The following is a 24,448-nucleotide window of genomic DNA, read 5'->3' as shown; positions in this document are numbered from 1 at the left end:
ATGACCGACACCACGTTGCCGCCCGGCGACGAAGCAGGCGACCGCATCGAACCGGTCGACATCCAGCAGGAGATGCAGCGCAGCTACATCGACTACGCGATGAGCGTGATCGTCGGGCGTGCGTTGCCCGAGGTGCGCGACGGCCTCAAGCCCGTGCACCGGCGCGTGCTGTATGCGATGTTCGACTCCGGGTTCCGGCCGGACCGCAGCCACGCGAAATCCGCGCGCTCGGTTGCCGAGACGATGGGTAACTACCACCCGCACGGCGACGCGTCGATCTACGACACCTTGGTCCGGATGGCCCAACCCTGGTCGTTGCGCTACCCATTGGTCGACGGGCAGGGCAACTTCGGCTCACCGGGCAACGATCCACCGGCCGCCATGAGGTACTGCGTGACCGGAGATGCGTTGGTCGGCTTGCCGGAGGGCAAATCCATCGCGATCCGGGATGTAGTGCCAGGTGCGAAGCCGAACTCCGACAACGTGATCGAGCTCAAAGTTCTCGGCCGTCACGGTGAACCAGTGGTCGCCGATCGACTGTTCCACTCCGGGGACCATGACACGTACACGGTGACGACCGTCGACGGTCGGTCGCTGACGGGCACGGCCAATCACCCGCTCCTCTGTCTGCTGAAGAACGGAAGCCGTCCTCGACTCGACTGGAAGCTGATCGAGCAGATCCGGCCGGGCGACTGCGTTGCCATGCTTCGCGAAACTGCAGAAGATGACGAATATCGGCCGAATTCCGTCAGCAACGGCAGTCTCGGCGAGTATTCGTACGCGCGAGTGGCGTCAGTGAGCGATGCGGGCGTGCAGCCCGTCTACAGCCTACGCGTGGACACCGACGACCACGCGTTCATCACCAACGGCTTCGTCAGCCACAACACCGAAGCGCGGCTCACTCCCCTGGCCATGGAGATGTTGCGCGAAATCGACGAGGAGACAGTCGATTTCATTCCCAACTACGACGGCCGGGTGCAGGAGCCGACGGTTCTGCCGAGCCGGTTCCCCAACCTGTTGGCCAACGGTTCGGGCGGCATCGCGGTGGGCATGGCCACCAACATCCCGCCGCACAACCTTCGCGAACTCGCCGAAGCGGTGTACTGGTGCCTGGAGAACTTCGACGCCGACGAGGAGGCCACGCTCGCCGCCGTCACCGAACGCGTCAAGGGCCCGGACTTCCCGACCCACGGTCTGATCGTCGGCTCACAAGGGATCTCGGACACCTACACCACCGGACGCGGGTCCATCCGGATGCGCGGCGTGGTGGAGATCGAAGAGGACACCCGCGGCCGCACCGGCATCGTCATCACCGAGTTGCCCTACCAGGTCAACCACGACAACTTCATCACCTCGATCGCCGAGCAGGTCCGCGACGGCAAGCTCAACGGCATCTCCAACATCGAGGACCAGTCCAGCGACCGGGTCGGCCTGCGAATCGTGGTGGAGCTCAAGCGCGATGCGGTCGCCAAGGTGGTGCTCAACAACCTCTACAAGCACACCCAGCTGCAGACCAGCTTCGGCGCCAACATGTTGTCGATCGTCGACGGTGTCCCCCGCACGTTGCGCCTCGACCAGCTGATCCGCCATTACGTCAACCACCAACTCGACGTGATCGTGCGGCGCACCCGCTACCGGTTGCGCAAGGCCAACGAGCGGGCCCACATCCTGCGCGGCCTGGTCAAGGCGCTCGACGCTCTCGACGAGGTGATCGCGTTGATCCGGGCGTCAGAGACCGTCGACGTCGCTCGCCAAGGCTTGATCGAACTGCTCGACATCGACGACATCCAGGCCCAGGCGATCCTGGACATGCAGTTGCGGCGCCTGGCCGCCCTGGAGCGGCAGCGCATCGTCGACGACCTGGCCAAGATCGAGGCCGAGATCGCCGACCTCGAGGACATCCTGGCCAAGCCGGAACGGCAGCGTGGCATCGTGCGCGACGAGCTCAAAGAGATCGTCGACAAGTACGGCGACGACCGCCGTACGCGCATCGTGCCTGCCGACGGCGACGTCGCCGACGAGGATCTGATCGCCCGCGAGGACGTCGTGGTCACCATCACCGAGACCGGCTACGCCAAGCGCACCAAGACCGACCTGTATCGCAGCCAGAAGCGCGGCGGCAAGGGCGTGCAGGGCGCCGGGCTCAAGCAGGACGACATCGTCAACCACTTCTTCGTCTGCTCGACGCACGACTGGATCCTGTTCTTCACCACCCAGGGTCGGGTCTACCGCGCCAAGGCATACGAGCTGCCCGAGGCGTCGCGCACCGCGCGAGGCCAACATGTGGCCAACCTGCTGGCATTCCAGCCGGAAGAACGGATCGCGCAGGTCATCCAGCTGAAGACCTACGAGGACGCGCCGTACCTGGTGCTGGCCACCCGCAACGGCCTCGTGAAGAAGTCCAGGCTGGTCGACTTCGACTCCAACCGCTCCGGCGGCATCGTCGCGGTCAACCTGCGCGACGGTGACGAACTGGTCGGCGCGGTGCTCTGCTCGGCAGACGACGACCTGCTGCTCGTGTCGGCCAAGGGCCAGTCGATCCGGTTCTCGGCAACCGACGAGGCACTGCGCCCGATGGGCCGGGCGACCTCCGGCGTGCAGGGCATGCGGTTCAACACCGACGACCAACTGCTGTCGCTCAACGTGGTGCGACCGGATACATACCTGCTGGTCGCCACGTCCGGCGGGTACGCCAAGCGCACCGCGATCGACGAGTACCCGGTGCAGGGCCGCGGCGGTAAAGGGGTCCTGACGATCCAATTCGACAAACGCCGTGGCAATCTTGTGGGAGCGTTGATCGTCGACGACGACACAGAGTTGTACGCCATCACCTCCGGTGGAGGCGTCATCCGGACCGCTGCTCGCCAGGTTCGCAAGGCCGGGCGGCAAACCAAGGGCGTTCGGTTGATGAACCTGGGTGAGGGCACGACACTGATAGCCATCGCGCGCAACGCGGAGGAAGGCGACAGCACCGACGAGGTCAACACCGACCCCGGTGCCTGACCCAGCGACGGGACCAGTGAGGAGCCGTAGGTGAGTTCACCGAACGAGCCGGGACGCCCGCACGCGGGCGACGGACCAGGCGGCGCCAACGGCTCCGCGGCCAACCAGGACGCCCCCGGCGCGCGGTCTGAGGTTCCCGACCGCGCCGAGGTGCCGCCATGGCAGCGAGGCCCGGCGGCGCGAGCGGCACACCTGGGCCAGCGGCCGCCGGAGGCGCCGACACGGGCGCCGGTCGCCGGTCCCCGTGGCGAGGGACCGGGCGACGACGGTCCTCCGCCCGAGCGGCCCGGCGACGACACCCGAGGTCATCCGAACAACGCTCCCACTGCCGGCGGCCGGCCGAACCGGTACTTCGTCGGCCCGGGGGCGCACACCGAGGAGGTCCGGGCGAGCAGCGAGCGGACCCAGACTTCGCGCCCCGAGGCTTACGCCAGTGAACTGCCGGACCTGTCCGGTCCGATGCCGCGTCCACCGCAGCAGCAGCCGCGTAAGCCCGCCGACCGTCCGCATTCCGAGCCGGGAGCCAGACCCGCGACCGCCGCCCGCGTCCAGGTCGGCACCCGGCACAAGGGTCCGGTGCGGGCGAGCATGCAGATCCGGCGGATCGACCCCTGGAGCACGCTCAAGGTGTCGGCGGTGTTGTCGGTCGCGTTGTTCTTCGTGTGGATGATCGCCGTCGCGTTCCTGTACCTCGTGCTCGGCGGCATGGGCGTGTGGAGCAAGCTCAACACCAACGTCGGCGACCTGCTCACCAGCGCGGGCGGTGGTTCGGGCGGTGAACTGGTGTCCAGCGGAACCATCTTCGGCGGTGCGACGCTGATCGGGTTGGTCAACATCGTGCTGCTGACGGCGATGGCGACCATCGGCGCGTTCATCTACAACCTGACGACGGACTTGGTCGGCGGCGTGGAAGTCACGCTCGCCGACCGGGATTAATTGTCGGCTCGCCGACCGGGATTAATCGTCCGCCCGCCGAGCCGCACACCGCGGTTTGGGCGCGAACCCACGATTGCGGTAATCTCGTCGCTCGGCCATCAAGGCGATACGGGGCTATAGCTCAGGCGGTTAGAGCGCTTCGCTGATAACGAAGAGGTCGGAGGTTCGAGTCCTCCTAGCCCCACGGAAAGGTTCACACCATGAGGCGGGTGCTGCTGATCGCCGCCGCGATCGCCGCCGCAGTCACCGTCGCGGTCTGGCGCTCGCGCCACGGCATCGAGGTGTGGCATGCGGTGCCCGATGCGCCGCCGGCGGACCAGGGGCCTTAGCTCAGTTGGTAGAGCGCTACCTTTGCAAGGTAGATGTCAGGAGTTCGATTCTCCTAGGCTCCACTTCAGTCATTGATCGAGTCGATTGCACACCCATCGGGCTGATGAGTACGTCGGCGATGCCCTTACCCGATCGACAGGAAAACCTTCGATCGAGGATCGAAAAACTACCGGCGGCGCGATTTCGTGCACCCTATTGGTTCGGCAGCATTCTCCTTACTGATCGATCGCGCCACAGGCGATCACAACAAAGGAGCACGCATGACCGTCACCCGCACTTCCGGCGCAGCAATCAAGTGCCGCACCCGTTTCGCCGGCGCCGCCCTCCTCTTTGCCACAGGCGCGATCACCACGGCAGCCTTCATCGGTGCAGCGCCCGCCGGCGCCGACCCTCAGCAACCGGTCGGCCCGACCGTCGTCGTCGCAGAGAACACCACGAGCGGCACGCCCGGGCCGCCGCCCACGCAGGACACCGCCAAGCTGTCGCGAAACCACACGCAAGCGATGAAGGACGTGTTGAAGAAAGTGCAGTGATTCACGGCTTGGGCGTGACCTCCACACTGGGCGGCAACGGCGACGGCTCGGGCTGCGTCGACCGCCGCACGATCGAGAACGCCACCGCTCCCCCGGCCAGCGCCACCACACCGGCCGTGGCGATCAGCAGCCGACGCCGACGTTGCCTGGCCCTCGCGGCAGCCGGAGTCTCCCCCTGCAACAACTGTGAGACGACCTGCTGTGCGGCGGCGAGCTCCTGCGCGATCACCTCCTGCGCGGTGGCCAGATTTTCGCTCAGCTGAGCTCTCATACGGCCGCGGCGATACCGGGGGGTCGTGGTGCTCATGGGCGTGCCTTTCTCGCGGCCGGGGTGCGACCACAACAGCCTGCCATCTACCCGAACGCCACGGTGCCGGAAGGGCGCCGAACGCGGCGTGGCACACTGACACCCCGTGACGAGCCCCATTCAGACAGCGACCGCGACCCTGCACACCAACCGCGGCGATATCAAGATCGCACTCTTCGGCAACCACGCGCCCAAGACCGTGGCCAACTTCGTCGGCCTGGCGCAGGGAACCAAGGACTACAGCGGTGAGAACGCATCGGGCGGCACGTCCGGACCCTTCTACGACGGCGTGGTCTTCCACCGCGTCATCGACGGCTTCATGATCCAGGGCGGCGACCCGACCGGCACCGGTCGCGGCGGACCGGGATACAAGTTCGAAGACGAGTTCCACCCCGAGTTGCAGTTCGACCGGCCCTACCTGCTGGCGATGGCCAACGCCGGCCCGGGCACCAACGGGTCGCAGTTCTTCATCACCGTCACCAAGACCCCGCACCTGAATCGCAAGCACACGATCTTCGGCGAGGTGGTCGACGCGGAGTCGCAGAAGGTCGTCGACGCCATCGCCACCACCGAAACCGATCGCAGCGATCGGCCGACGGACCCGGTGGTCGTCGATTCGATCACGATCGCCTGAGCCGAGTCGTCAGGAGGCCGAGCCGGCGTAGCCGGCTTCGGTGAGTGCGTCGAGGACGTGCAGCGGGTCGGTCCCCAAATCCCAACGGGTGAACACGATCAGGTCCCCCTCGGTGGTGTCGATCTCAAGTAACCGGACTTTGCGGGCCAACCGGCGGAACTCGGTGATCCGGATCACGTCGATCTCGCTGCGCGGCAACACTCTGGTGCCAAACCAACCGCGGCTGACGAGGGTGTCGTTCTTGATTGCCAGCTTCGGGCGCGCGCGCCACGAGAAGATTGCAAACACGAGCAAACCCACCCCGGCGACCCCCCCGAGAAGGCGCCCCGGCGGGTCTGTGATCAGGGTCACAGCGATGGCGGCCAGGATTATCCCGCCTATGCCGCACGCCGCGATGCCGGCCGCGGGAGGGCTCCAATGAGTTTGCTGCACGGGCTATGCACACCCTTCCACCGGGATGTATGCGGTTATCCACAAGTGCTATCCCCAATGGGGATGAATCACATCCGTGTAATCCGATTACCGAACGGTTGCTGGCGGGCTAACGCTGGGTGACAAGATTGAATTCATTCCAGCGGCGGCAATCTCAGCGCCACCGCATGGTGAGCAACAGCCCGGCGATCATGAAAGCAAAGGCGATCGCGTAGTTCCACGGGCCGAGCTCTGCGAGGAACGGGATGGCCGACGACGCCAACTGGAACACCAGCAGCCAGACCAAGCCGATCAGCATCAGGCTGACGAACAGCACGACGAACCAGGTGCTCGACGGCCCGGCTTTGACCTTGACGGGCGTCCGGCTCACCGGGTTGACGGTGAAGTCGTTCTTCTTGCGGACCTTGGACTTGGGCATGGGTACCTTCGGGACAGCTGAGTGCGACGATGTAGGAGTACGACGATGTACGTGCGAGCCTAACGTAGGTCGGCACTTCAGAGTCAGGGAAGCCATTGCAGCGGTCGCATAGTCGCAAGCCGACGCCGCGCGCGGTCGGCCGGCGCTGGTCGGCGTGGCGATACGGGGTGCCGGTGGTCTGTCTGCTCGCCGGCCTGTTGCTCGCCGCCACCCACGGCGTGTCCGGAGGTGACGAGATCCGGCGCAGCGACGCCCCGCGGCTGGTCGACCTGGTGCGCGAATCCCAGCAGTCCGTGGACCGGCTCAGCGCGGAACGCGATGCGCTGGTGTCGGCCGTCGACACCCACCACGGGGGCAGCCCGGGCACGGATGCGGCCCTGACCGCGATCACCGCACGCGCAGCGCAATTGGCCTCCGAGGCGGACCTGGAACCGCTGCGGGGCCCAGGCCTGGTGGTCACGCTCACCGACGCGCAACGCGACGCCGAGGGCCGCTTCCCCCGCGACGCCACCCCCGACGACCTCGTCGTGCACCAGCAGGACATCGACGCCGTACTCAACGCGCTGTGGAGCGCCGGAGCCGAGGGCATCCAGATGCAGGACCAGCGCATCATCGGCACCTCGGCGCCCAAATGCGTCGGCAACACCCTGCTGCTCAACGGGCGCACGTACAGCCCGCCCTACGTCATCACCGCGATCGGCGACGCATCCGCGATGCAGGCGGCGTTGGCGGCCGCTCCCCTGGTCACCCTCTACCGTCAGTACGTGGTGCGGTTCGGCCTGGGTTATTCAGAGGAACCGCAGGCGTCGGTGGACCTGGTCGGGCACAAGGAGCCGCTGCGGATGCGGTTCGCCAAGCCGGCGGGACCGATCGGGTATTGATGCCGGCGGGACGCAGCCTCGGTGTCCTACGTCGCACCGGCGCACCGGGGACGCCGAATGCGCGACCAGTAACCTGGGCTGATGCAGGTCCTGGTCGTCGACAACTACGACAGCTTTGTGTTCAACCTGGTGCAGTACCTCGGCCAGCTCGGTGTGCAGGCTCAGGTATGGCGCAACGACGACGACCGACTGGCGACCGCCGCCGATATCGCCGAAGCCGCCGCTGAATTCGACGGTGTGCTGTTGTCGCCCGGCCCGGGTACGCCCGAGCGGGCGGGTGCCTCCATCCCCCTCGTCGAGGCGTGCGCCGCGGCCGGGACGCCCCTGCTGGGCGTATGCCTCGGACACCAGGCGATCGGGGTCGCCTTCGGCGGCACCGTCGACCGTGCGCCCGAATTGCTGCACGGTAAGACCAGCGTCGTGCACCACACCGATTCTGGTGTGCTGCAAGGACTTCCGAACCCGTTCACCGCGACCAGGTACCACTCGCTGACCATCCTGCCCGATACGGTGCCCGACGAGCTCGAGGTGATCGCGCGCACCGACGGCGGTGTCATCATGGGTGTGCGTCACGTCGAGTTGCCGATCCACGGCGTGCAATTCCACCCCGAGTCGATCCTGACCGAGGGTGGGCACCGGGTGCTGGCGAACTGGCTCGGCTGCTGCGGCGCCGCGCCCGCCGAGTCCGTGGTTCGGCAGCTGGAGGACGAGGTCACCAGCGCCATCGCCGCCGGTCGGGAAGCTGCTACGACGCGAAATTCAGCGTGACCGTCGACCCGAAGTTGACCGCGCTGCCCGGGGCCGGGTTCTGAGTCACCACCGCGTTGGTGCGCTGCCCGCTGTTCGGCACGTCGGCGCCCTTGTCCAGGAAACCCGTCCATCCCAGCGCGCGTAGCCGTGGCTCGGCGTCCACCCAGAACATGCCGCGCAGGTCGGGCATCAGGAACTGGTTGCAAGCCGACAGCTGTAGCTGGATCGGGGAGTCGACCACGGATTCCTGGCCGGCCGTCGGCAGCGTGCCCATCACCTGTCCGCAGGGTTCGGGGCTATCGACCTGAACCGACACCACATTGGTGAACCCGGCGGCGGTCAGGATCTGTCGCGCCGACGCCTCCGGCTGATTCTCGACGTTCGGGACGGAACGGGTCTGAGGACCCGACCCGACGATGATGGTGATCTCGTTGGTGATCGCCGACGTCTGATTGGCCGGGGGACTGGTGCCGAGGACCTTGTCCTTCAGCTCCGGTGTCGACGGCGACGACGACGACTTGAACTTCTCGAAACCGGCCTCTTCCAACCTCTGCGTCGCGTCGGAATAGGTCAGGTTCCTGACGTCGGGGATCTCGCGCTGCTCTGGGCCGGTGGAGACGTTGAGGGTGATCTCCTCACCCGCCTCGACCGACGTCTCGGCGCGGGGATCGGTGCTGATCACGTGGTCCGGGGGTACCACCGAGTCCGGCCGCTGCTGGGTCCTGGTCCTGAATCCGCGGTTCTGCAGCTCGGCGATCGCGTCAGCCGACGGCTGACCGCTGACGTTGGGCACCTCCACGCTGCGGGTGGTTCCGCCGAACATGTTGATCGCGACGGTGACCACCACCGTCAGGATGGCCAACACCGCGACGGCTGCCAGCCACCGGGCAACCGACCCGCGGCGGTCGCGGTCCGCGTCATCGGGCGCCGGCACCGGAGGCATCGGGTCGATCGGCTCGGTGCGCTCGTGGCCCGGCGGCGCCGACAGCAGCGAGCTGCGTTCGGCGTCGGTGAACACCTTCGGCGCCTCCGGTTGTTCACCGCTGTGCACCCGGACCAGATCGGCGCGCATCTCGGCGGCGGTCTGATACCGGTTGTCGGGGTTCTTTGCCAACGACTTGAGCACCACCGCGTCCAGTTCGGGGCCGATCGCGGGGTTGCGCTGCGACGGCGGCACCGGATCCTCGCGGACATGCTGATAGGCCACCGCCACTGGCGAGTCACCGACGAAAGGCGGCTCACCGCTGAGGATTTCGTACAGAACGCATCCCAGCGAATAGACGTCGGAACGGGCGTCGACCTTCTCGCCGCGGGCCTGTTCCGGCGACAGGTACTGAGCGGTGCCGATCACCGCCGCGGTCTGGGTGACGCTGTTGGCGTCGGCCAACGCGCGGGCGATGCCGAAGTCCATCACCTTCACGGCGCCGGTCTTGCTGATCATGATGTTGGCCGGTTTGACGTCGCGGTGGATGATGCCGTGCTGGTGGCTGAAGTTCAAAGCCTGGCAGGCGTCGGCGATCACCTCGATTGCCCGCCGCGGTTCCATCGGGCCGTCGTTGTGGACGATGTCGCGCAGCGTCACGCCGTCGACGTACTCCATCACGATGTAGGGCAGCGGGCCTTGAGGCGTCTCGGCCTCGCCGGTGTCGTAGACCGCGACGATCGCCGGGTGGTTGAGGGCCGCGGCGTTCTGTGCCTCGCGGCGGAATCTCAGGTAGAAGCTCGGGTCGCGGGCGAGGTCGGCGCGCAGCACCTTGATCGCGACGTCGCGGTGCAGCCGGACGTCGCGCGCGAGGTGCACCTCGGACATGCCGCCGAAGCCCAGGATCTCGCCGAGCTCATAGCGGTCGGACAGGTGTTGCGGGGTCGTCATTGCGATGTCTGTTCTGGAACCGAACGCCACGGGTACGGCTCCTGTGCGGAGGGCGACGGCAATACCAGCGGCATTGCCGGTGACGCCATCGCCTGCGGTGTGGTTACCCCTGATTGTCGCTCACCACCGCCGTCGTGCTCCCGGACGGTCCGGTCGGGGAGCGCCGCAGGTGTCTCGAACGGGGTTGTCTCGGTGATCGTGTTGGTGATCGTCGGCGGTGGGGTCTGCCTGTCCTGGCGGTCCTGAGCGTTGAGCACGATCAGGATCGCGATGATGATTGCCAGCGCTCCGAGCACGCCGGCGGCCCACAACAGCGCGCGCTGGCCTGAGGAGAACGTCCGCCGCGGCGGGGGAGGCCGATGGCTGCCGGTGGCCGGACGCGCGCGGGCGGCGGTGACCGGGGCGCGGCCGGTCACGTCCGCGGCGGCGCGCGCCTGCGTGGCCGACGGCACCGCGGTCGGAGCGGCGCGACCGATCGAGGGCGCGGCGTTCGGCCGCGGGGGGCGCCGTCCAGAACGCACCGCGGCCACCGCGTCGGCGAACGCCCCGCCGGAGCGGTATCGCATACCGGGGTTCTTGACGAGCGTGATCTCGATCAGCTCGCGCACGTTGGGCGGCAGGTCGGCGGGAAGCGGCGGGGGCGTCTCCTTGATGTGCTTCATCGCCACCGTCAGCGCACCGTCACCGGTGAACGGCCGCTTACCCGAAACCGATTCGTAGCCAACGACTCCCAGCGCATAGACGTCGCTGGCCGCGGTGGCGTCGTGTCCGAGGGCCTGCTCGGGCGCGATGTACTGGGCGGTGCCCATCACCATGCCGGTCTGTGTCACCGGCGCGGCGTCGACGGCTTTGGCGATGCCGAAGTCGGTGAGCTTGACCTGGCCCGTCGGGGTGATCAGGATGTTGCCCGGTTTCACGTCGCGATGCACCAGACCCGCGCTGTGGGCGACCTGCAGGGCACGGCCCGTCTGCTCGAGCATGTCGAGGGCATGTCGCAGCGACAGCCGGCCGGTCCGTTTGAGCACCGAGTTCAGCGGTTCACCGTTGACGAGCTCCATCACCAGGTATGCGGTGCGCCCCTCGCCGTCCATATCGGTCTCGCCGTAGTCGTACACGCTGGCGATGCCGGGATGGTTGAGCATGGCGACGGTGCGGGCCTCGGCCCGGAACCGCTCGACGAACTCGGGGTCGGTCGAGTACTCCGCCTTGAGCACCTTGACCGCGACCCGGCGCCCCAGCCGCGAGTCCACGGCCTCCCAGACCTGTCCCATTCCGCCGGTGGCGATCAACCGCTGCAACCGGTAGCGACCGGACAGCGTCACTCCCACGCGAGCCGTCATACGGCCCCCTGATCACATGCCGCGCGGAACACCCACGTCCGAGCTCTCATGAGCCCTCCCGCAGGGCCGCTGCGATGGTGGCGCGGCCGATCGGAGCGGCCAGCTCGCCGCCGGTCGCCGACAGCCGGTCACCGCCGTTCTCGACCAGCACCGCGACCGCCACCTTGGGGGCTTGGGCCGGGGCGAAGGCGATGTACCAGGCATGCGGAGGGGTGTTGCGTGGATCGGTACCGTGCTCCGCTGTGCCGGTCTTGGATGCGATCTGCACGCCGGCGATGGCTCCCTTCTGCTGAGTCACCTGCTCGGCGGCGACCATCAAGTCCGTAAGTGTATCGGCGACCTGCTCCGACACCGCCCGGCGCTCTTCCTGCGGCGCCGTCGTGGCGATGTTCGCCAGATCGGGTCCCTTCAGGTTATCGACCAGATACGGCTGCATCGCCACCCCTTTGTTGGCGATCGCCGCGGCGATCTGGGCGTTCTGCAGCGGGGTCAGCGCGACGTCCTTCTGCCCGATACTCGACATGCCCAGCGCGGCGGCGTCGGGGATGGGACCGACACCGGACTCGACCACCTGAAGCGGGATCGCCGGCGCCGGTGCGTCGAGCCCGAACCCGTGCGCCGTCGAACGCAGCGCGTCGGCACCCGTGTCGATACCCAGCTCGACGAACGCGGTGTTGCAGGAGCGGGCGAACGCCTCCCGCAGCGACGCGGTCGGACCGCCGCCGCAGGGCGAGCCGCCGAAGTTCTCCAGCGTTGCGGTGCTGTCCGGCAACGGAATTCGCGGTTGTGCGGTCAGTTGGGTGTTCACCGTCGCGCCGCGCTGCAGCGCCGCCGCGGTGGTGATCACCTTGAAGGTCGATCCCGGCGGATAGGTTTCGGAGATGGCCCGGTTCAGCAGCGGCGATTCGGGATCGTCGCGCAGCCGCTGCCAAGACTGGGTCTGAGCGGCCATGTCGTGGGTGGCCAACAGGTTCGGGTCGTAGGACGGCGACGACACCATTGCCAGGATCTTGCCCGTCGACGGCTCGATGGCCACCACCGAACCCTTGCACGGACCGTCGCAGCCCTTTTCCATCGCGTCCCACGCCGCCTGCTGAACCTGTGGCTTGATCGTGGTGTCGACGTTGCCGCCGCGCGGGTCGCGACCGGTGAAGAAGTCGGCGAGCCGACGGCCGAACAACCGCTCGTCGGAGCCGTTGAGGATGGAGTCCTCGGCGCGTTCCAGGCCGCTGCTCGAGTACTGCAGCGAGTAGAAGCCGGTGACCGGGGCGTAGGCCAGCGGATTGGGATACACGCGCAGGAAGCGGAACCGGCCGTTGGTGGACACCGAATACGCCAGCAGCTGACCGCCTGCGGAGATCTGTCCTCGCTGGCGGGAGTACTCGTCGAGCAGTACCCGCTGGTTGCGAGGATCCGAGCGCAGCCCGTCGGCCGTCAAGACCTGCGTCAGTGTGGCGTTGCCCAACAACAGCACGATCAGGGCCATGACGGTGAGGGCGATGCGGCGCAGCGAGGTGTTCATACTTTCTCGATCACCTCGGTACCGGCAGCCGCTATCGGCGTGGGTGTCTGGGGTCCGGCGATGATCGGACGGCGGGCGGCATGCGAGATCCGCACCAGGATCGCCAGGAGCGCATAGTTCGCCAGCAGCGACGAGCCGCCATAGGACATCCACGGCGTGGTCAGTCCCGTCAGCGGGATGAGTTTGGTGACCCCGCCGACGACGATGAACAGCTGCAGCGCCAGCGTCGACGCCAAGCCCGCGGCCAGAAGCTTCCCGAAGCTGTCGCGCACGGCGATCGCGGTGCGCAGGCCGCGGATGATCACGATCGTGTAGAGCATGAGCACCGCGGCCAGCCCCACCAGACCGAGTTCCTCACCGACGGCCGCGATGATGAAGTCGGTCGAGGCGGCGGGCACCGTGCCGGGTTGGCCGTTACCGAGTCCTGTGCCGAAGATGCCTCCGGTCGCGAAGCTGAACAACGACTGCACCATCTGGTAGCCCGCGCCGTCGGGATCGGCGAACGGATCCAGCCACGTCTGCACCCGCACCCGCACGTGGCCGAAAAGGTGATATGCGGCAACACTTCCCGCGGCGAACAAGGCCAGCCCGATGACGACCCAGCTGAGCCGGTCGGTGGCCGCGTAGACCAACACCAGAAACGACGCGTACAACAGCAGCGAGGTGCCGAGGTCCTTCTCGAAGATCATCACGCCGACCGAGGCGATCCACGCGGCCAGCAGTGGCGCCAGGTCGCGGGGGCGGGGCAGATCCATGCCCAGAACGTGTTTTCCGGCGCTGGTGAAAACGTTTCGTTTGGACACCAGGACCGCGGCGAAGAAGATCAACAGCAGGATCTTGGAGAACTCGGCGGGCTGAATCGAGAAGCCCGGCAGACGGATCCAGATCTTGGCGCCGTTCTGTTCGGACAACGCGCTGGGCAGCACCGCGGGGATCGCGAGCAGAACGAGGCCGGTGAGCCCGCAGACGTAGCCGTAGCGCGCCAGGAGCCGATGGTCACGAAGAAAGATCACGATGAGCGAGAACCCGACGACGCCGAGCAGGGTCCACAGCATCTGCTGGTTCGCCGTGCCGCCGAGGCCGTCTTGGGACAGCTCACCGGCGGCGAGGTCGAGGCGGTGAATCATCACCAGCCCCAGGCCGTTCAGCAGCGCGACGACCGGCAGCAGCAGTGGGTCGGCGTAGGGGGCGAAGCGCCGTATCGCGAGGTGCGCCCCGCTGAAGAGCGCCATGTATGCGACGGCGTACCGCGCCAGATCCCAGTGCAGGCCCTGCTCCTGGTTCGCTTCGACGAGCAGGAGCGCAAGGGTGGTGATGACGGAGGCGAGACCGAGCAGGAGCAGTTCGGCGTTGCGCCGGTTGGGAAGTGGCGGCGCGACGGAAATGGCGGACTGCGGTTGGGTCGTCATGACACTTCCCGGCAGTTGACTCCCGGCTCGGGCGGCGGGGGAGGCAGCGCGGTGACGGTCGGCGGGGGCGGCGGTTGAGGCGTCGGCGACTCCTCGGGCTCTGGAAGCGGCGGCGTGCCCGGTTCCGCCCGCGGAGATTGCGGCGGGGGTGGCTTCGGCGCCGGCGGCGTCACGGTTCGCGGGGTCTCAGGGGCCGGCCTCCCGGTCTCACCGCGCGTGGGCGGATTGTTCGGCACGCCAGGCGAATTCGACGGCGCCGGACTATGCGGTGCAGTCGTGCGCGGCGGCGGTGGGGGTGGCGGCGCGCAAACCGGCAGCAGCGAGTCCCGCGCGAGCTGATTGATCTGGGTGATCGCCTCATCCTCCGACCCCGTCGGCAGACCGGAGATGACCTGTCGCTGTTCGGACGGCTTGAGGTCGGACACACGAAGCGGCTGACAATCGCGCGGCTCCTGGTCGGGACTGATGAGAGTCAGCCCGTTCCGTTCGGTCAGGCAGCCCTGCCGGTACGGCTCCTGCAGTGGGTAGCCGAGGATCGATCCGGGCACGCCTCGCATGATCGAGACGATGTCGTCATCGGCGGTGACGTAGAAGTTGCTGCGGATGATCTCGCGGCCGACGGCCAATCCGGCCAGGACGACCAGTAGGACAAGGGCGGCGGCGATGAACATTCGCCGCCGCGACTTGGGCGGTCGCGGCGGTTCCTCCGGTTCCGGTAGCGCGCGCTTGGCTTCGTTGCGTCGCGGGTTGAACGCCGACGCGCGACCGGCCGCGGTGTTGGGGGGCGGCTGGTCAGCATCACCCGACACCGCACCGGCGATGATCGGCTGGGTCTGTCCGTAGTCGTAGGAATTGTTGTCGACGACGTCGGCCACCACGACGGTGACGTTGTCGGGACCGCCGCCGCGAAGCGCCAATTCGATGAGCCGGTCGGCACTTTCGGCCACATCGGAGATCTGCAACGCCTCCAGGATCGTCTCCTGGCTGACCGGGTCGGACAGACCGTCGGAGCACAGGAGATAACGGTCGCCGGCGCGCGCCTCCCGCATGATGAGCGTGGGCTCGACCTCGTGGCCGGTCAGCGCGCGCATGATCAACGACCGCTGCGGATGGCTGTGGGCCTCCTCGGCGGTGATGCGGCCCTCGTCGACGAGGGTCTGAACGAAGGTGTCGTCCTTGGTGATCTGGGTCAGCTCGCCGTCGCGTAGCAGATAGCCCCGCGAGTCGCCGATGTGCACCAAGCCAAGTCGATTGCCCGCGAACAGGATTGCGGTCAGTGTGGTGCCCATGCCCTCGAGCTCGGGATCGGCCTCCACGTGCGCGGCGATCGCGGAGTTGCCCTCGCGCACCGCGGCGTCGAGCTTGCTCAGCAGGTCGCCGCCGGGCTCGTCGTCGTCGAGGTGGGCCAGGGCGGCGATCACCAGTTGGGAGGCCACCTCGCCCGCCGCGTGGCCGCCCATCCCGTCGGCCAGCGCGAGCAGCCGGGCGCCGGCGTACACCGAGTCCTCGTTGTTCGCCCGGACCAGGCCGCGGTCGCTGCGCGCGGCGTAACGAAGCACCAGCGTCACGGGCGCAGCTCGATTACCGTCTTGCCGATCCGAACCGGCGTGCCTATCGGAACGCGTACCGCCGTCGTCACCTTCGCCCTGTCGAGGTATGTGCCGTTGGTCGATCCTAGGTCCTCGACGTACCATTCCGAACCTCGAGGTGACAGCCTCGCGTGGCGCGTCGACGCGTAGTCGTCGGTGAGGACCAACGTCGAGTCGTCGGCCCGCCCGATCAGCACCGGCTGGCTGCCCAGCGTGATGCGCGTACCGGCCAGCGCCCCCTCGACGACCACCAGGTGCCGGGCCACGTTACGACGGGCGCGGTTCGGTAGCAGCGACGCGCGCAGCGGCAACCCGCGGCGCACCATGACGGCACCCGTCGGGGCGTAGAGATCCGTCCGCAGGATCCGCAGCACCGACCAGATGAACAGCCATAGCAGCAGAAGGAATCCGACGCGCGTCAGCTGCAGAACCAACCCCTGCATCCGACGTCCTCTCCGTCTCCATCCCGTTCGGTCACCTCGGCACGCAGCCGCCTCGGCACCGTCACGATACTTGGACGGTTACCGACAGGAGGAGGAAGCGACAGCTTCTCCGCCCCGGCCGGCGGCTCAGTGCACGCGAACGATGATCTCGGAGTGGCCCAGCCGGATCACGTCGCCGTCCGCGAGTTGCCACTCTTGGACGGGCGCGTTGTTGACGGTCGTTCCGTTGGTGGAGTTCAGGTCGGTCAGCAACGCGACCTGACCGTCCCAACGAATCTCCAGATGGCGCCGCGACACCCCGGTGTCCGGCAGCCGGAACTGCGCGTCCTGGCCACGGCCGATGACGTTGGTGCCCTCGCGCAGCTGATAGGTGCGGCCGCTGCCGTCGTCGAGCTGCAGCGTGACGGTCGCGCCAGCCGTGCCGTAGTCGCCCTGACCGTAGTCGCCCTGGCCGTAGCCGGCCGGTTGGCCGTAGTCGTAGCCGGCCGGCTGACCGTAGTCGTAGCCGCCGCCTGCGGGCTCGGCGTAGCCCGGTTCGGCGTATCCGCCTGCGGGCGCGTCACCGTAGCGGCCGTAGTCCGGCGGGGCGCCGTAGCCCTGGTCCTGGCGTCCGTACGACTGGCCGCCGTAGCCGCCCTGATCGGGGTAGCCGCCCTGGTCGGGATAGCCGCCCTGATCCGGGTACGACGGTCGAGGCTCGGGACGGCCCTCGGGACGGCCATAACCGCCCTCCTCGTGGCGGCCAGGGGCTGGGGGACGCCCGTAGTCGTAGTCAGCCGCGGGGGCGCCGCCGTAACCGGGCTGGGCGCCCGGCGGGGGACCGTAGCCACCCGGGCCCTGGCGGTATCCCTGGTCGGGGTAGCCGCCGTGCTGCGGCGGGCCGTAACCGGCCGGGGGCCGCTGCTCGTACGACGGCGGCGGGTAGCCACCCTGGTCCGGGTAGCCACCCTGGTCCGGGTAGCCGCCCTGCTCGGGGTAGCCGCCCTGGCGGGGAGCGTAGGGATCGCCCTGCGGCGGGTAGCCGCCCTGTTCGTGCGGGGGATACGGCCCGCGGTCGTCCGGGCGGCCGTAGCGATCGTCTTGGGGACGGTCTTGGGGACGGTCTTGGGGACGGTCGTAGTACTCGTCGGCGGGCCTCCCCGGCCCCTGGCCGCCGCGGTAGCTCGGGTTGTCGCTCATCGGTGGTACTCCTGATTCTGCGCGGGACGCACGTACATGGGGTGGTGGGGCGGGTTCGCCAGTGGTCGTGTCGGGATTGACCGCTCCACGCGCGCGAAACTGTCCGGTGTGCAGGGTGGATGATTGTTCGAACCTGACGACCACATCACCATACGTTTGCCACCCCTGCTCACGGATGTATCCCTCCAAGTGCTTGGCAAAAGCCGCTGACGTGAGGTCTGGGTCGGCGCTCACCTTCTGATAGTCAGGCACACTGAGGGTAATGACGTAGTCGTTCGGTGCCAAAACCTGACCGCCGAGCACTTCGCGCGCGCCGGTGTCGGCCTCCCGCCGAAGCATCGCCTCGACCTCCTGCGGGACGATCGAACCGCCGAAGATCCGGGCGAACGCATCGCCGACCGTCGACTCGAGCTTGCGCTCGATCCGGTCGACTAGACCCATGTCACCGCCCGCCTCACTCGTCGTCGTCCGTCGGCGCTGCTCATCGCGACGGGAGCCAGCGTGTCGCCTGGCCCCATTGTTCATGTGCATGGTATCGGCCGAGCGCCGGACAGCGGGACCAACAGAACTCTGAGAATCGAGTCGTCGCAGTTCAGCACCCGGGATCACGATCGGCCGAACACCGCCGTGCCTGCTCCAGGGGCCGGCGGTACGGTTGAGGTGCCGGGTGTTGTGCGTGATAGGCTCCCCCGGTTGTCGGGGCGAGTGGCGGAATGGCAGACGCGCTGGCTTCAGGTGCCAGTGTCCTTCGGGACGTGGGGGTTCAAGTCCCCCTTCGCCCACAGGCAAGTAATGAGACGAGCCACCGGATTTCGGTGGCTCGTCTCATTTGCGTGACGTCCCGGCACGCCTGAATCTCGGGCCTCACCCACGCGGTAATTTCCGGGGTATGCGGAACGCGATCCTTGCGCTCGTATCTGTCGTCGCGCTGCTCGCTACGGCGTGCACATCGACCGTCGAGGGATCCGCGGTCGGGGCCGTCGGCGGGCCCGCCCTGGATTTCGATCGGCTGGATCCCGGCCGCTTTCCCACAGCACCGAGGGATCCGCTGGGCGTCGCCGGCGACCCGATGCTGGGCACGGTTCTCGAGGGCCAGCGACTGGCCAACCATGTCATCGGGCCGTGGGAGGTCGATGAGGCGCTGACGGAATGGTTCGGCGTGGGCGCGATGGTGTTGCCGCGCGCCGAGGCGCTCGCGATGATCGGCCCGATGAACGTCGCGGCGGCGGCCGCCCGGCACGACTTCGTCACCGGCTTCGCCACGACGCGGACCGAGAAGAACAAGCAGATCCTGCTCAACGCGGTGCTGCGCTTCGCCGACGACCGCGCTGCGCAGGCCGCGGCCGGCGACATGGGGGACGCGATATCGCAGCCGCAGGGCACCGACGGACCATCGCCCGAAGTGGAGATCCCCGGCCACCCGGAGACGCGGGCCAGTAGCCACACCGGAACCGATCGCAACATCGGGGAATTCGGCGCGGTGCGGGCTTTCACCGCGCACGGGCCCTACGTGCTGATGCAACTGGCGCAGGCGACCGCCGGTGTGGAGGCCGCCGCCCGGGTGGTGACCGAGACCCTCGACCTGCAGGCGCCGGAGATCGACAAGTTCCGCGCCACCGACGCAAGCGAGCTGGCAGACATCTCGATCGACCCGACCGGTCTGCTGGCCCGCACGCTCCCGCTCGACGGGCGCGACCCGACGTTCACCAAAGGTGGGACCTACGAACGACGGGGCGCGCTTCACTTCCAGTCCGATCCGGTGCGGTCGTCGAAGCTCTTCTCGGGTGCCGGCGTCGAGCTCGTCGCGATGGCGGGGTCGACCGTTTACGAGGCCGAGGACGGCGCGGGGGCCGACAAAGTGGTCTCGGAGTTCGCCGAGGAGGTGTCGGCGACGGCCAAACCGGCCAACTCGGTTCCGGACATGCCCGGCAGCCGCTGCCTGCGCATGGACGAGGGCAGCTTCTACTGCCTGGCCACCGCCGACGAATACGCCATCGAGACCAGCGCCCCGACCCTGCTTGCGGCGCAACAGATGACGGCCGCGCAGTACATCATGCTGATGAGCTGACGGCGCGCTGAACGGCATCCGGTGGCGGGCGCCGCCGCCACGACCTGACAAGATCGGATCGTGGGCAAGAACGAACGCGCGAAGATCGTCATGTCCGACGACGAGATCGCCGAATTCATCGAACGCAGCCGCACCGCCACGATGGCGACCGTGCTGCCCGACGGGCGGCCGCACCTGGTCGCGATGTGGTACGCCGTGCTCGACGGTGAGATCTGGTTCGAGACCAAGGCCAAATCGCAGAAGGCGGTCAACCTGCGCCGCAACCCGACGGTTACCGTGATGATCGAGGACGGCCACACCTACGACACGCTGCGCGGAGTTTCGATCGACGGCAGGGCCGAGATCGTCGACGACCCGGAAACCGTTCTGCGGGTGGGAATCAGTGTGTGGGAACGCTATACGGGACCCTATTCCGAGGACATGCGCCCGTTCGTCGACCAGATGATGAACAACCGCATCTGCGTGCGCGTGGTGCCGCTGCGCACCCGCAGCTGGGACCACCGCAAGCTCGGGATGCCGGCGATGCCTCTCGGTGGTAGCACCGCGCAGTATCTAGGTTGATCGCATGGACCCGAACAACAAGCCCAAGCAGCTGAACTCGCCGGTCGTATCCAAGATCATGAAGCACGCCGGCAAGGCGCACGTGTGGGTGTACCGCCGATCCGGCGGAAAGATCGGCGCGACCTGGCGGGTGGGCGCGGGGTTCAAGAAACCCGTTCCGACGCTGTTACTCGAGCACATCGGGCGCAAGTCCGGCAGGCGGTTGGTGTCGCCGCTGGTCTACATCCACGACGGCGACGACGTGATCGTCGTGGCCTCGCAGGGCGGGCGCGACACCGATCCGCAGTGGTATCGCAATCTGGTCGCCAACCCGGACGCCCACATCGAGATCGGTTCGGACCGCCGACCGGTGCGCGCGGTGACCGCGACGGCCGAGCAACGCGCCCGGCTGTGGCCGAAGCTGGTCGAGGCGTATGCCGACTTCGACACCTATCGCGCGTGGGCGGACCGCGAGATTCCGGTCGTCATCCTGCAGCCCCGCTGACGCCACGCCGACTGCGATCCATCTCACACCTCTGAAGCGTTCGACTTCCCCCGTAAGCCGGGTAGCCAACAGGACAGGTGCACCCCAGCGCCGACCAAAACCGTCAACGCTTAAGGGGCGAAAATCCATGACCAACACCAAGACCACTCTGATCACGCAGTTACGCACGATCCTCGACCTGACCCATACCGAGATCCAGGTCGCCGAGACTCGGATCGCGCAGGCCCGGACCGAGGCGGTTCGCCGCGAGCTGACTCAGAACGCTGAGAACGGCCGTATCCGCGCCGAGGCGATCGAGAAGGCGATCCGCGACCTGGGCGGCTTCCCCGACACGATCGGCCCGTTCCTGGGCCGCGCCGCCGCCGCTGTCAAGGCGCTCACCGAACAGGCACAGCCGTTCGACGAGGCGCTGCTGGGCGACTTGGCGCTGGAGGACCAGCTGCTCGACCGCGCCCGCTACGTCAAGGCGCTTGCGGTCGCCGCCAAGGAGCCGGCTGTGCAGGACCTCGCCGATCGCCTGATCACCGCGCACTCGGCGACGGTGAGCTGGCTGACCACGGTGCTGGCCGAGGACGCGCTCGGCGGTCCGGCCGCGCTGCAGCGCACCCCGCTGCAGGCCGCCGCGGGCACCGCGGTGAAGTTGGTGAACCTGCCGGGGCAGTGGTCGGCGCAATCGGTCGAGCGGCTCGCGGAGCTGCTGCGGTCGGCCGGCCCGGCCGTCGATGACCTGCGCGAGCGTGCCCAGCGTGCCAGCGAGATCACGCTCAAGGCGCTCAGCGCGTCGCGTGACGGTGCGCTGCGCAGCGCGGAGAAGGTTGTCCGCCGTGAGGGCGCCGACGACGCGGCCGACGCGCTGCACAAGGCGCGCGCCGAGAGCGGTGTCGTCGACGCCGACGAGCTGCCGATCGCCGGGTATGACGAGCTCAACCTCAGCGACGCGGTCGCCGCGGTGAAGGATCTCGACGATCCGTCCGACATCCGCACGATCATCGCCTACGAGGAGATGCACAAGAACCGCCAGCGGTTGGTGTCGGCAGCGCAGACGCGCCTGGCCGACATCGCCCAGGAGGTCGTGGGCATCAGCTGACCTTTCGAATGGCACCGGAAGCACCCCGCGGGAAACCGCGGGGTGCTTTCGCGTCGGCACCCGCGCCGCACTACACGTCGCGCCTTCGCCGCACTACATACGGGGCGGGGAGAAGCCGGGGTTGGCCAGCGCATTGGCCACGCCGCTGCCGATCGCGCCGTACTCGTCGACGATGGTCGCGGTGCCGGTGGCCACTCCCGCGTCGCTGAAGTGTGTCAGAGCGGTTAGCCCGAGATAGGGACCCTTCGGCAACCGCGACAGCGTCAGGGTGTAATCGGCGTTGATCCACTGCAGGCCGCTGGGCCCGAAGTGCGTCAACGAGCTGACCATGTCGCCTGCCATCGCGGCGCGGGTGAACGGCGTGAGGTCCACGCCCGCGACCAGCGGCCGAAAGTCGCGGACCCAGATGTGTTTCGGGCCCGAGTGCTGCCAGTTGACCAAGCCCTCACCGGGACCGGGCTCACGCGAGTTCCTGCCGTACGTCCACACCAACGTCGACAGCTCGCGCGGGATGGGGTCCGGGGTGGGCGGCGGCGGAGGCATGGTGAGCGGCGAGGTCCAGATGTCGTCGGCGGGCTGATCGCCGCGGCGCAGGAACAGTGCGCCGGCGCGCGCGACGGTCGTGTCGCCCTGCGTCATCAGCGCATCGACCAGTTTGAGGCGGCGGCCCTGCCGGACGACGGCGGTCTCGACCCGGACTGCGGCCAGCGCCGCTGGGCGGAACAGGTCGACGGTCAGGCGGGTGGGCTGAAAATCCGGCTCACCGGCGTCGCGTTCGAGCACGTGCCCGAGCAGACCGCCGACATAGTTGCCACTGATCGTCTGTCCCCACGGGCCTCGCGCCATCGGCGTGGGCACGAAGGCGCCACCGTCCTGGGTGAAGAACGCGGCCGCCATCGCCAAGACGATAGCGGGCTAGCTGAACTAACGATTCGCCAGCCACTGTTCGACGTCGTCGGACACCGGGTCGACGACGTCGGCGAACTCGTCGTGTTTCTCGACATAGGACGCCACCATCTCGCAGACGGGCACGATGCGCAGCCCGGCCTCTCGCGTCTTCTGCAGCGCCTCGCTGATCAGGATGGTCGCCAGGCCGCGGCCCTCGAAGTCGCTGTCCACCTCGGTGTGGGTGAACACTCGCTGACCGTCACGGTCGGCGAACTCGGCGAGTCCGACGTTCTTACCCTCAACGGCGATGGTGTAGCGGTCGGCTTCGGCGGTGACCTCGGTGGGCGCGCCGGTCTTGTCGGTCGTCATGGTTTCCCTATACCCCCGGGTTGGGCCGGGGACGCAACGTCACGTTGGGTAGTGGGGGAGCGGGCAACCGCGACACCGCGCCGCGGTACCCCTGCACGGCACCGAACCGGTCGTCGCCGTCCTCCCACTGCCTGCGATACGTCGCGATGTCGTCATGGCTGCGGCCGACGAAGTTCCACCACATGACCAGTTCTTCGGGAAACGGCGGCCCGCCGAGCAGCACCAGCCGGGCCGGCTGGCCGCCCCGGTTCGCCAGGTGCAGCCGGTCGGCCCCGGTGGCCTGGAACGCCAGGTCGGCGACCTCGAGCGGAGTGCCGCCGACGGCGACGTCGCCGTGGTCGAGCAGGACCCCGTGCTCGAAGCTCGGATCGACCTCGAGCGTCAGGTCCGCTCCGGGGTCGAGGTCGACCTGGGCGCCGAGCAGAGGCGTGGACGTCCGCACGGGGGAGCGGAGGCCTTCGAGCTCACCGATGAACACCCGCAGCGTCGCACCGCCGAGCGCCGTTGGCGCCGGGGCGAAGTGCTCGAAGCCGCGAGCGGTGTCGCGCGCCGCGTCCGGCAGTGCCACCCACAGCTGCACGCCGTGCAGGATCGTGGTGGCGCTCGTCGACACCTCCGAGTGGCAGATGCCCGCACCGGCCGTCATCAGATTGAGCTCGCCGGGCCGCACCATCGCGTGAACGCCTCCGCTGTCTCGGTGTTCGACCTCACCGCTGAACAGCCAACTGACGGTCTGCAGCCCGGTGTGCGGATGCGGCGGCACATCCATTCCCGTGCCGCCGCGCACGTCGTGGGGGCCGTAGTGGTCGGCGAAGCACCACGCCCCGATCAACGATCGCTCGCGCTGCGGCAGCGTCCGTCGCACCCGGATCGCCCGCGGCCCGCCCAGCGGCACCTCCCGCGGATGCAGGACACCCGCGAACGGGACTGCCGCACAGGTGACTTCGGCGGGCGCCGGGTCGGTGTTGCTCATCAACCCACAGTAGGTCTATCCGGCACCCGTCATCGCCGAACGGATCACCTCCATATCGGCGTCCCCGATCTTGAACACCCCGAAGCGGAACTTGAATCCCCACCGCGCCTTGTCCTCGATGAAGTCCAGGTGCTCGATGAGGGGACGGATGGGCGTTTCCGAGCAGTCGAGGAAGTCGACGTTGCGCCGCCACCGTTCGACGTCCGGCGACGGCGCGTCGAGGTAGGGCTCGTCGTCGGCGATGCGTCCGATCGCGGTGAACGCCTGAAGCGGCGGGCCGTCGGGGTAGACCGTGCGCGGGGAGTAGAAGACGATCCAGTCGCCGCGCGCCATCCTGCGCAGCATCGTGGGCTTGAGTGGTTCGCCTGTGTGAAGCGGCCGCGAACGCCGAGTTCGACGTGGTCGCGGCTCACTGTGTTGATCCAGTTCGTCATACCGG

At 68.0% G+C, this 24,448-nt stretch carries 24 protein-coding genes, 3 tRNA genes and 1 pseudogene; 14 read left to right on the top strand and 14 right to left on the bottom strand.

Annotated features, from left to right (window positions below):
* The 6 genes from gyrA (at window position 1) to AU193_RS07510 (ending at window position 4,802) form a co-directional block, all read left to right on the top strand.
* Entirely contained in the window at window positions 1–3,003 is a 3,003-nt protein-coding gene (gene gyrA / locus AU193_RS07530) for an intein-containing DNA gyrase subunit A (protein WP_064421738.1), read from the top strand.
* A 30-nt stretch (window positions 3,004–3,033) separates the two neighbouring features.
* The gene (locus AU193_RS07525) at window positions 3,034–3,939 is read left to right on the top strand and encodes a DUF3566 domain-containing protein (RefSeq protein WP_064421737.1); all 906 of its coding nucleotides are present in this window, start codon (window positions 3,034–3,036) and stop codon (window positions 3,937–3,939) included.
* Window positions 3,940–4,049: 110 nt separating this feature from the next.
* Window positions 4,050–4,123, top strand: a tRNA-Ile gene (locus tag AU193_RS07520).
* 16 nt (window positions 4,124–4,139) lie between these two features.
* Window positions 4,140–4,268 carry a hypothetical protein gene (locus AU193_RS23725; protein WP_256364332.1) on the top strand — a complete coding sequence of 43 codons (129 nt, stop codon included), beginning with the start codon at window positions 4,140–4,142 and terminating at the stop codon, window positions 4,266–4,268.
* Window positions 4,259–4,331 (top strand) — tRNA-Ala (locus AU193_RS07515). Before AU193_RS23725 ends, AU193_RS07515 begins: the two co-directional genes overlap by 10 nt.
* Window positions 4,332–4,529: 198 nt before the next feature.
* Window positions 4,530–4,802 (top strand): hypothetical protein, encoded by a 273-nt coding sequence (locus tag AU193_RS07510; protein ID WP_064421736.1) that lies wholly within the window; start codon window positions 4,530–4,532, stop codon window positions 4,800–4,802.
* A gap of 1 nt (window position 4,803) precedes the next feature.
* Here the strand turns inward: AU193_RS07510 and cwsA are convergent, their stop codons facing one another.
* A complete protein-coding gene (cwsA, locus tag AU193_RS07505) occupies window positions 4,804–5,109 on the bottom strand; it encodes a cell wall synthesis protein CwsA (RefSeq protein WP_082682874.1) in 306 nt (101 codons plus the stop codon).
* A gap of 106 nt (window positions 5,110–5,215) precedes the next feature.
* On the opposite strand from cwsA, the gene AU193_RS07500 reads away from it, so the two are divergent.
* Window positions 5,216–5,743, top strand: a complete 528-nt coding sequence (locus AU193_RS07500) for a peptidylprolyl isomerase (RefSeq protein ID WP_064421734.1) — start codon at window positions 5,216–5,218, stop codon at window positions 5,741–5,743.
* Window positions 5,744–5,752: 9 nt separating this feature from the next.
* Here AU193_RS07500 and AU193_RS07495 read toward each other — a convergent pair whose 3' ends face one another.
* Both AU193_RS07495 and crgA read right to left on the bottom strand, forming a co-directional pair.
* A complete protein-coding gene (locus tag AU193_RS07495) occupies window positions 5,753–6,175 on the bottom strand; it encodes a PH domain-containing protein (RefSeq protein WP_064421733.1) in 423 nt (140 codons plus the stop codon).
* A 154-nt stretch (window positions 6,176–6,329) separates the two neighbouring features.
* Complete coding sequence (gene crgA / locus AU193_RS07490) at window positions 6,330–6,593, bottom strand: cell division protein CrgA (protein WP_064421732.1); 264 nt, start codon at window positions 6,591–6,593, stop codon at window positions 6,330–6,332.
* 95 nt (window positions 6,594–6,688) lie between these two features.
* Between crgA and AU193_RS07485 the strand changes: the two genes are divergently transcribed.
* Together AU193_RS07485 and AU193_RS07480 are read left to right on the top strand one after the other, a co-directional pair.
* Window positions 6,689–7,474: a DUF881 domain-containing protein gene (locus AU193_RS07485; protein WP_082682873.1), complete on the top strand. Its 786-nt coding sequence runs from the start codon at window positions 6,689–6,691 to the stop codon at window positions 7,472–7,474.
* An 81-nt stretch (window positions 7,475–7,555) separates the two neighbouring features.
* On the top strand, window positions 7,556–8,242 hold the full coding sequence (locus AU193_RS07480; RefSeq protein ID WP_064421730.1) for an aminodeoxychorismate/anthranilate synthase component II: 687 nt from the start codon (window positions 7,556–7,558) through the stop codon (window positions 8,240–8,242).
* On the opposite strand, the gene pknB is transcribed toward AU193_RS07480, so the two are convergent.
* The 7 genes from pknB to AU193_RS07445 all read right to left on the bottom strand — a co-directional run bounded on the left by pknB (window position 8,220) and on the right by AU193_RS07445 (window position 18,020).
* A complete protein-coding gene (gene pknB / locus AU193_RS07475; protein WP_064421729.1) occupies window positions 8,220–10,097 on the bottom strand; it encodes a Stk1 family PASTA domain-containing Ser/Thr kinase in 1,878 nt (625 codons plus the stop codon). The genes AU193_RS07480 and pknB overlap by 23 nt on opposite strands.
* The gene (locus tag AU193_RS07470; protein ID WP_064421728.1) at window positions 10,094–11,437 is read right to left on the bottom strand and encodes a protein kinase; all 1,344 of its coding nucleotides are present in this window, start codon (window positions 11,435–11,437) and stop codon (window positions 10,094–10,096) included. Before AU193_RS07470 ends, pknB begins: the two co-directional genes overlap by 4 nt.
* 46 nt (window positions 11,438–11,483) lie before the next feature.
* Window positions 11,484–12,959, bottom strand: a complete 1,476-nt coding sequence (gene pbpA, locus AU193_RS07465) for a D,D-transpeptidase PbpA (RefSeq protein WP_064421727.1) — start codon at window positions 12,957–12,959, stop codon at window positions 11,484–11,486.
* On the bottom strand, window positions 12,956–14,368 hold the full coding sequence (locus AU193_RS07460) for an FtsW/RodA/SpoVE family cell cycle protein (RefSeq protein WP_064421726.1): 1,413 nt from the start codon (window positions 14,366–14,368) through the stop codon (window positions 12,956–12,958). The genes pbpA and AU193_RS07460 overlap by 4 nt, the downstream gene beginning before the upstream one ends.
* The gene (locus tag AU193_RS07455) at window positions 14,365–15,936 is read right to left on the bottom strand and encodes a PP2C family serine/threonine-protein phosphatase (RefSeq protein ID WP_064421725.1); all 1,572 of its coding nucleotides are present in this window, start codon (window positions 15,934–15,936) and stop codon (window positions 14,365–14,367) included. Before AU193_RS07455 ends, AU193_RS07460 begins: the two co-directional genes overlap by 4 nt.
* Window positions 15,933–16,400 carry an FHA domain-containing protein gene (locus tag AU193_RS07450; protein WP_064421724.1) on the bottom strand — a complete coding sequence of 156 codons (468 nt, stop codon included), beginning with the start codon at window positions 16,398–16,400 and terminating at the stop codon, window positions 15,933–15,935. The genes AU193_RS07455 and AU193_RS07450 overlap by 4 nt, the downstream gene beginning before the upstream one ends.
* A 126-nt stretch (window positions 16,401–16,526) precedes the next feature.
* Window positions 16,527–18,020: an FhaA domain-containing protein gene (locus AU193_RS07445; RefSeq protein WP_064421723.1), complete on the bottom strand. Its 1,494-nt coding sequence runs from the start codon at window positions 18,018–18,020 to the stop codon at window positions 16,527–16,529.
* A 258-nt stretch (window positions 18,021–18,278) separates the two neighbouring features.
* Here AU193_RS07445 and AU193_RS07440 point away from each other — a divergent pair.
* From AU193_RS07440 to AU193_RS07420, 5 genes are all read left to right on the top strand, one after another.
* A tRNA-Leu gene (locus AU193_RS07440) sits at window positions 18,279–18,361 on the top strand.
* Between the two features lie 107 nt (window positions 18,362–18,468).
* Window positions 18,469–19,647 (top strand): hypothetical protein, encoded by a 1,179-nt coding sequence (locus AU193_RS07435; RefSeq protein ID WP_064421722.1) that lies wholly within the window; start codon window positions 18,469–18,471, stop codon window positions 19,645–19,647.
* A gap of 60 nt (window positions 19,648–19,707) precedes the next feature.
* On the top strand, window positions 19,708–20,208 hold the full coding sequence (locus tag AU193_RS07430) for a pyridoxamine 5'-phosphate oxidase family protein (RefSeq protein ID WP_064421721.1): 501 nt from the start codon (window positions 19,708–19,710) through the stop codon (window positions 20,206–20,208).
* 4 nt (window positions 20,209–20,212) lie between these two features.
* Entirely contained in the window at window positions 20,213–20,692 is a 480-nt protein-coding gene (locus AU193_RS07425) for a nitroreductase family deazaflavin-dependent oxidoreductase (protein ID WP_064421720.1), read from the top strand.
* A gap of 127 nt (window positions 20,693–20,819) precedes the next feature.
* Entirely contained in the window at window positions 20,820–21,779 is a 960-nt protein-coding gene (locus AU193_RS07420) for a hypothetical protein (protein WP_064421719.1), read from the top strand.
* A 93-nt stretch (window positions 21,780–21,872) separates the two neighbouring features.
* Here AU193_RS07420 and AU193_RS07415 read toward each other — a convergent pair whose 3' ends face one another.
* From AU193_RS07415 to AU193_RS07400, 4 genes and pseudogenes are all read right to left on the bottom strand, one after another.
* Window positions 21,873–22,676, bottom strand: coding sequence for an acyl-CoA thioesterase domain-containing protein (locus tag AU193_RS07415; protein ID WP_064421718.1), 804 nt, complete (start codon window positions 22,674–22,676; stop codon window positions 21,873–21,875).
* 27 nt (window positions 22,677–22,703) lie between these two features.
* Entirely contained in the window at window positions 22,704–23,036 is a 333-nt protein-coding gene (locus tag AU193_RS07410) for a GNAT family N-acetyltransferase (protein WP_064421717.1), read from the bottom strand.
* A 7-nt stretch (window positions 23,037–23,043) separates the two neighbouring features.
* Window positions 23,044–24,009, bottom strand: a complete 966-nt coding sequence (locus AU193_RS07405) for a pirin family protein (protein ID WP_064421716.1) — start codon at window positions 24,007–24,009, stop codon at window positions 23,044–23,046.
* 15 nt (window positions 24,010–24,024) lie between these two features.
* Window positions 24,025–24,443, bottom strand: a pseudogene (locus tag AU193_RS07400) (EVE domain-containing protein).
* Between the last annotated feature and the right edge of the window lie 5 nt (window positions 24,444–24,448).

The sequence above is a fragment of the Mycobacterium sp. GA-1285 genome, assembly GCF_001499905.1.
GTDB lineage: Bacteria > Actinomycetota > Actinomycetes > Mycobacteriales > Mycobacteriaceae > Mycobacterium.
Note: the sequence above shows the minus strand (reverse complement) of the source record. Positions and strands in the feature narration are given on the sequence as shown.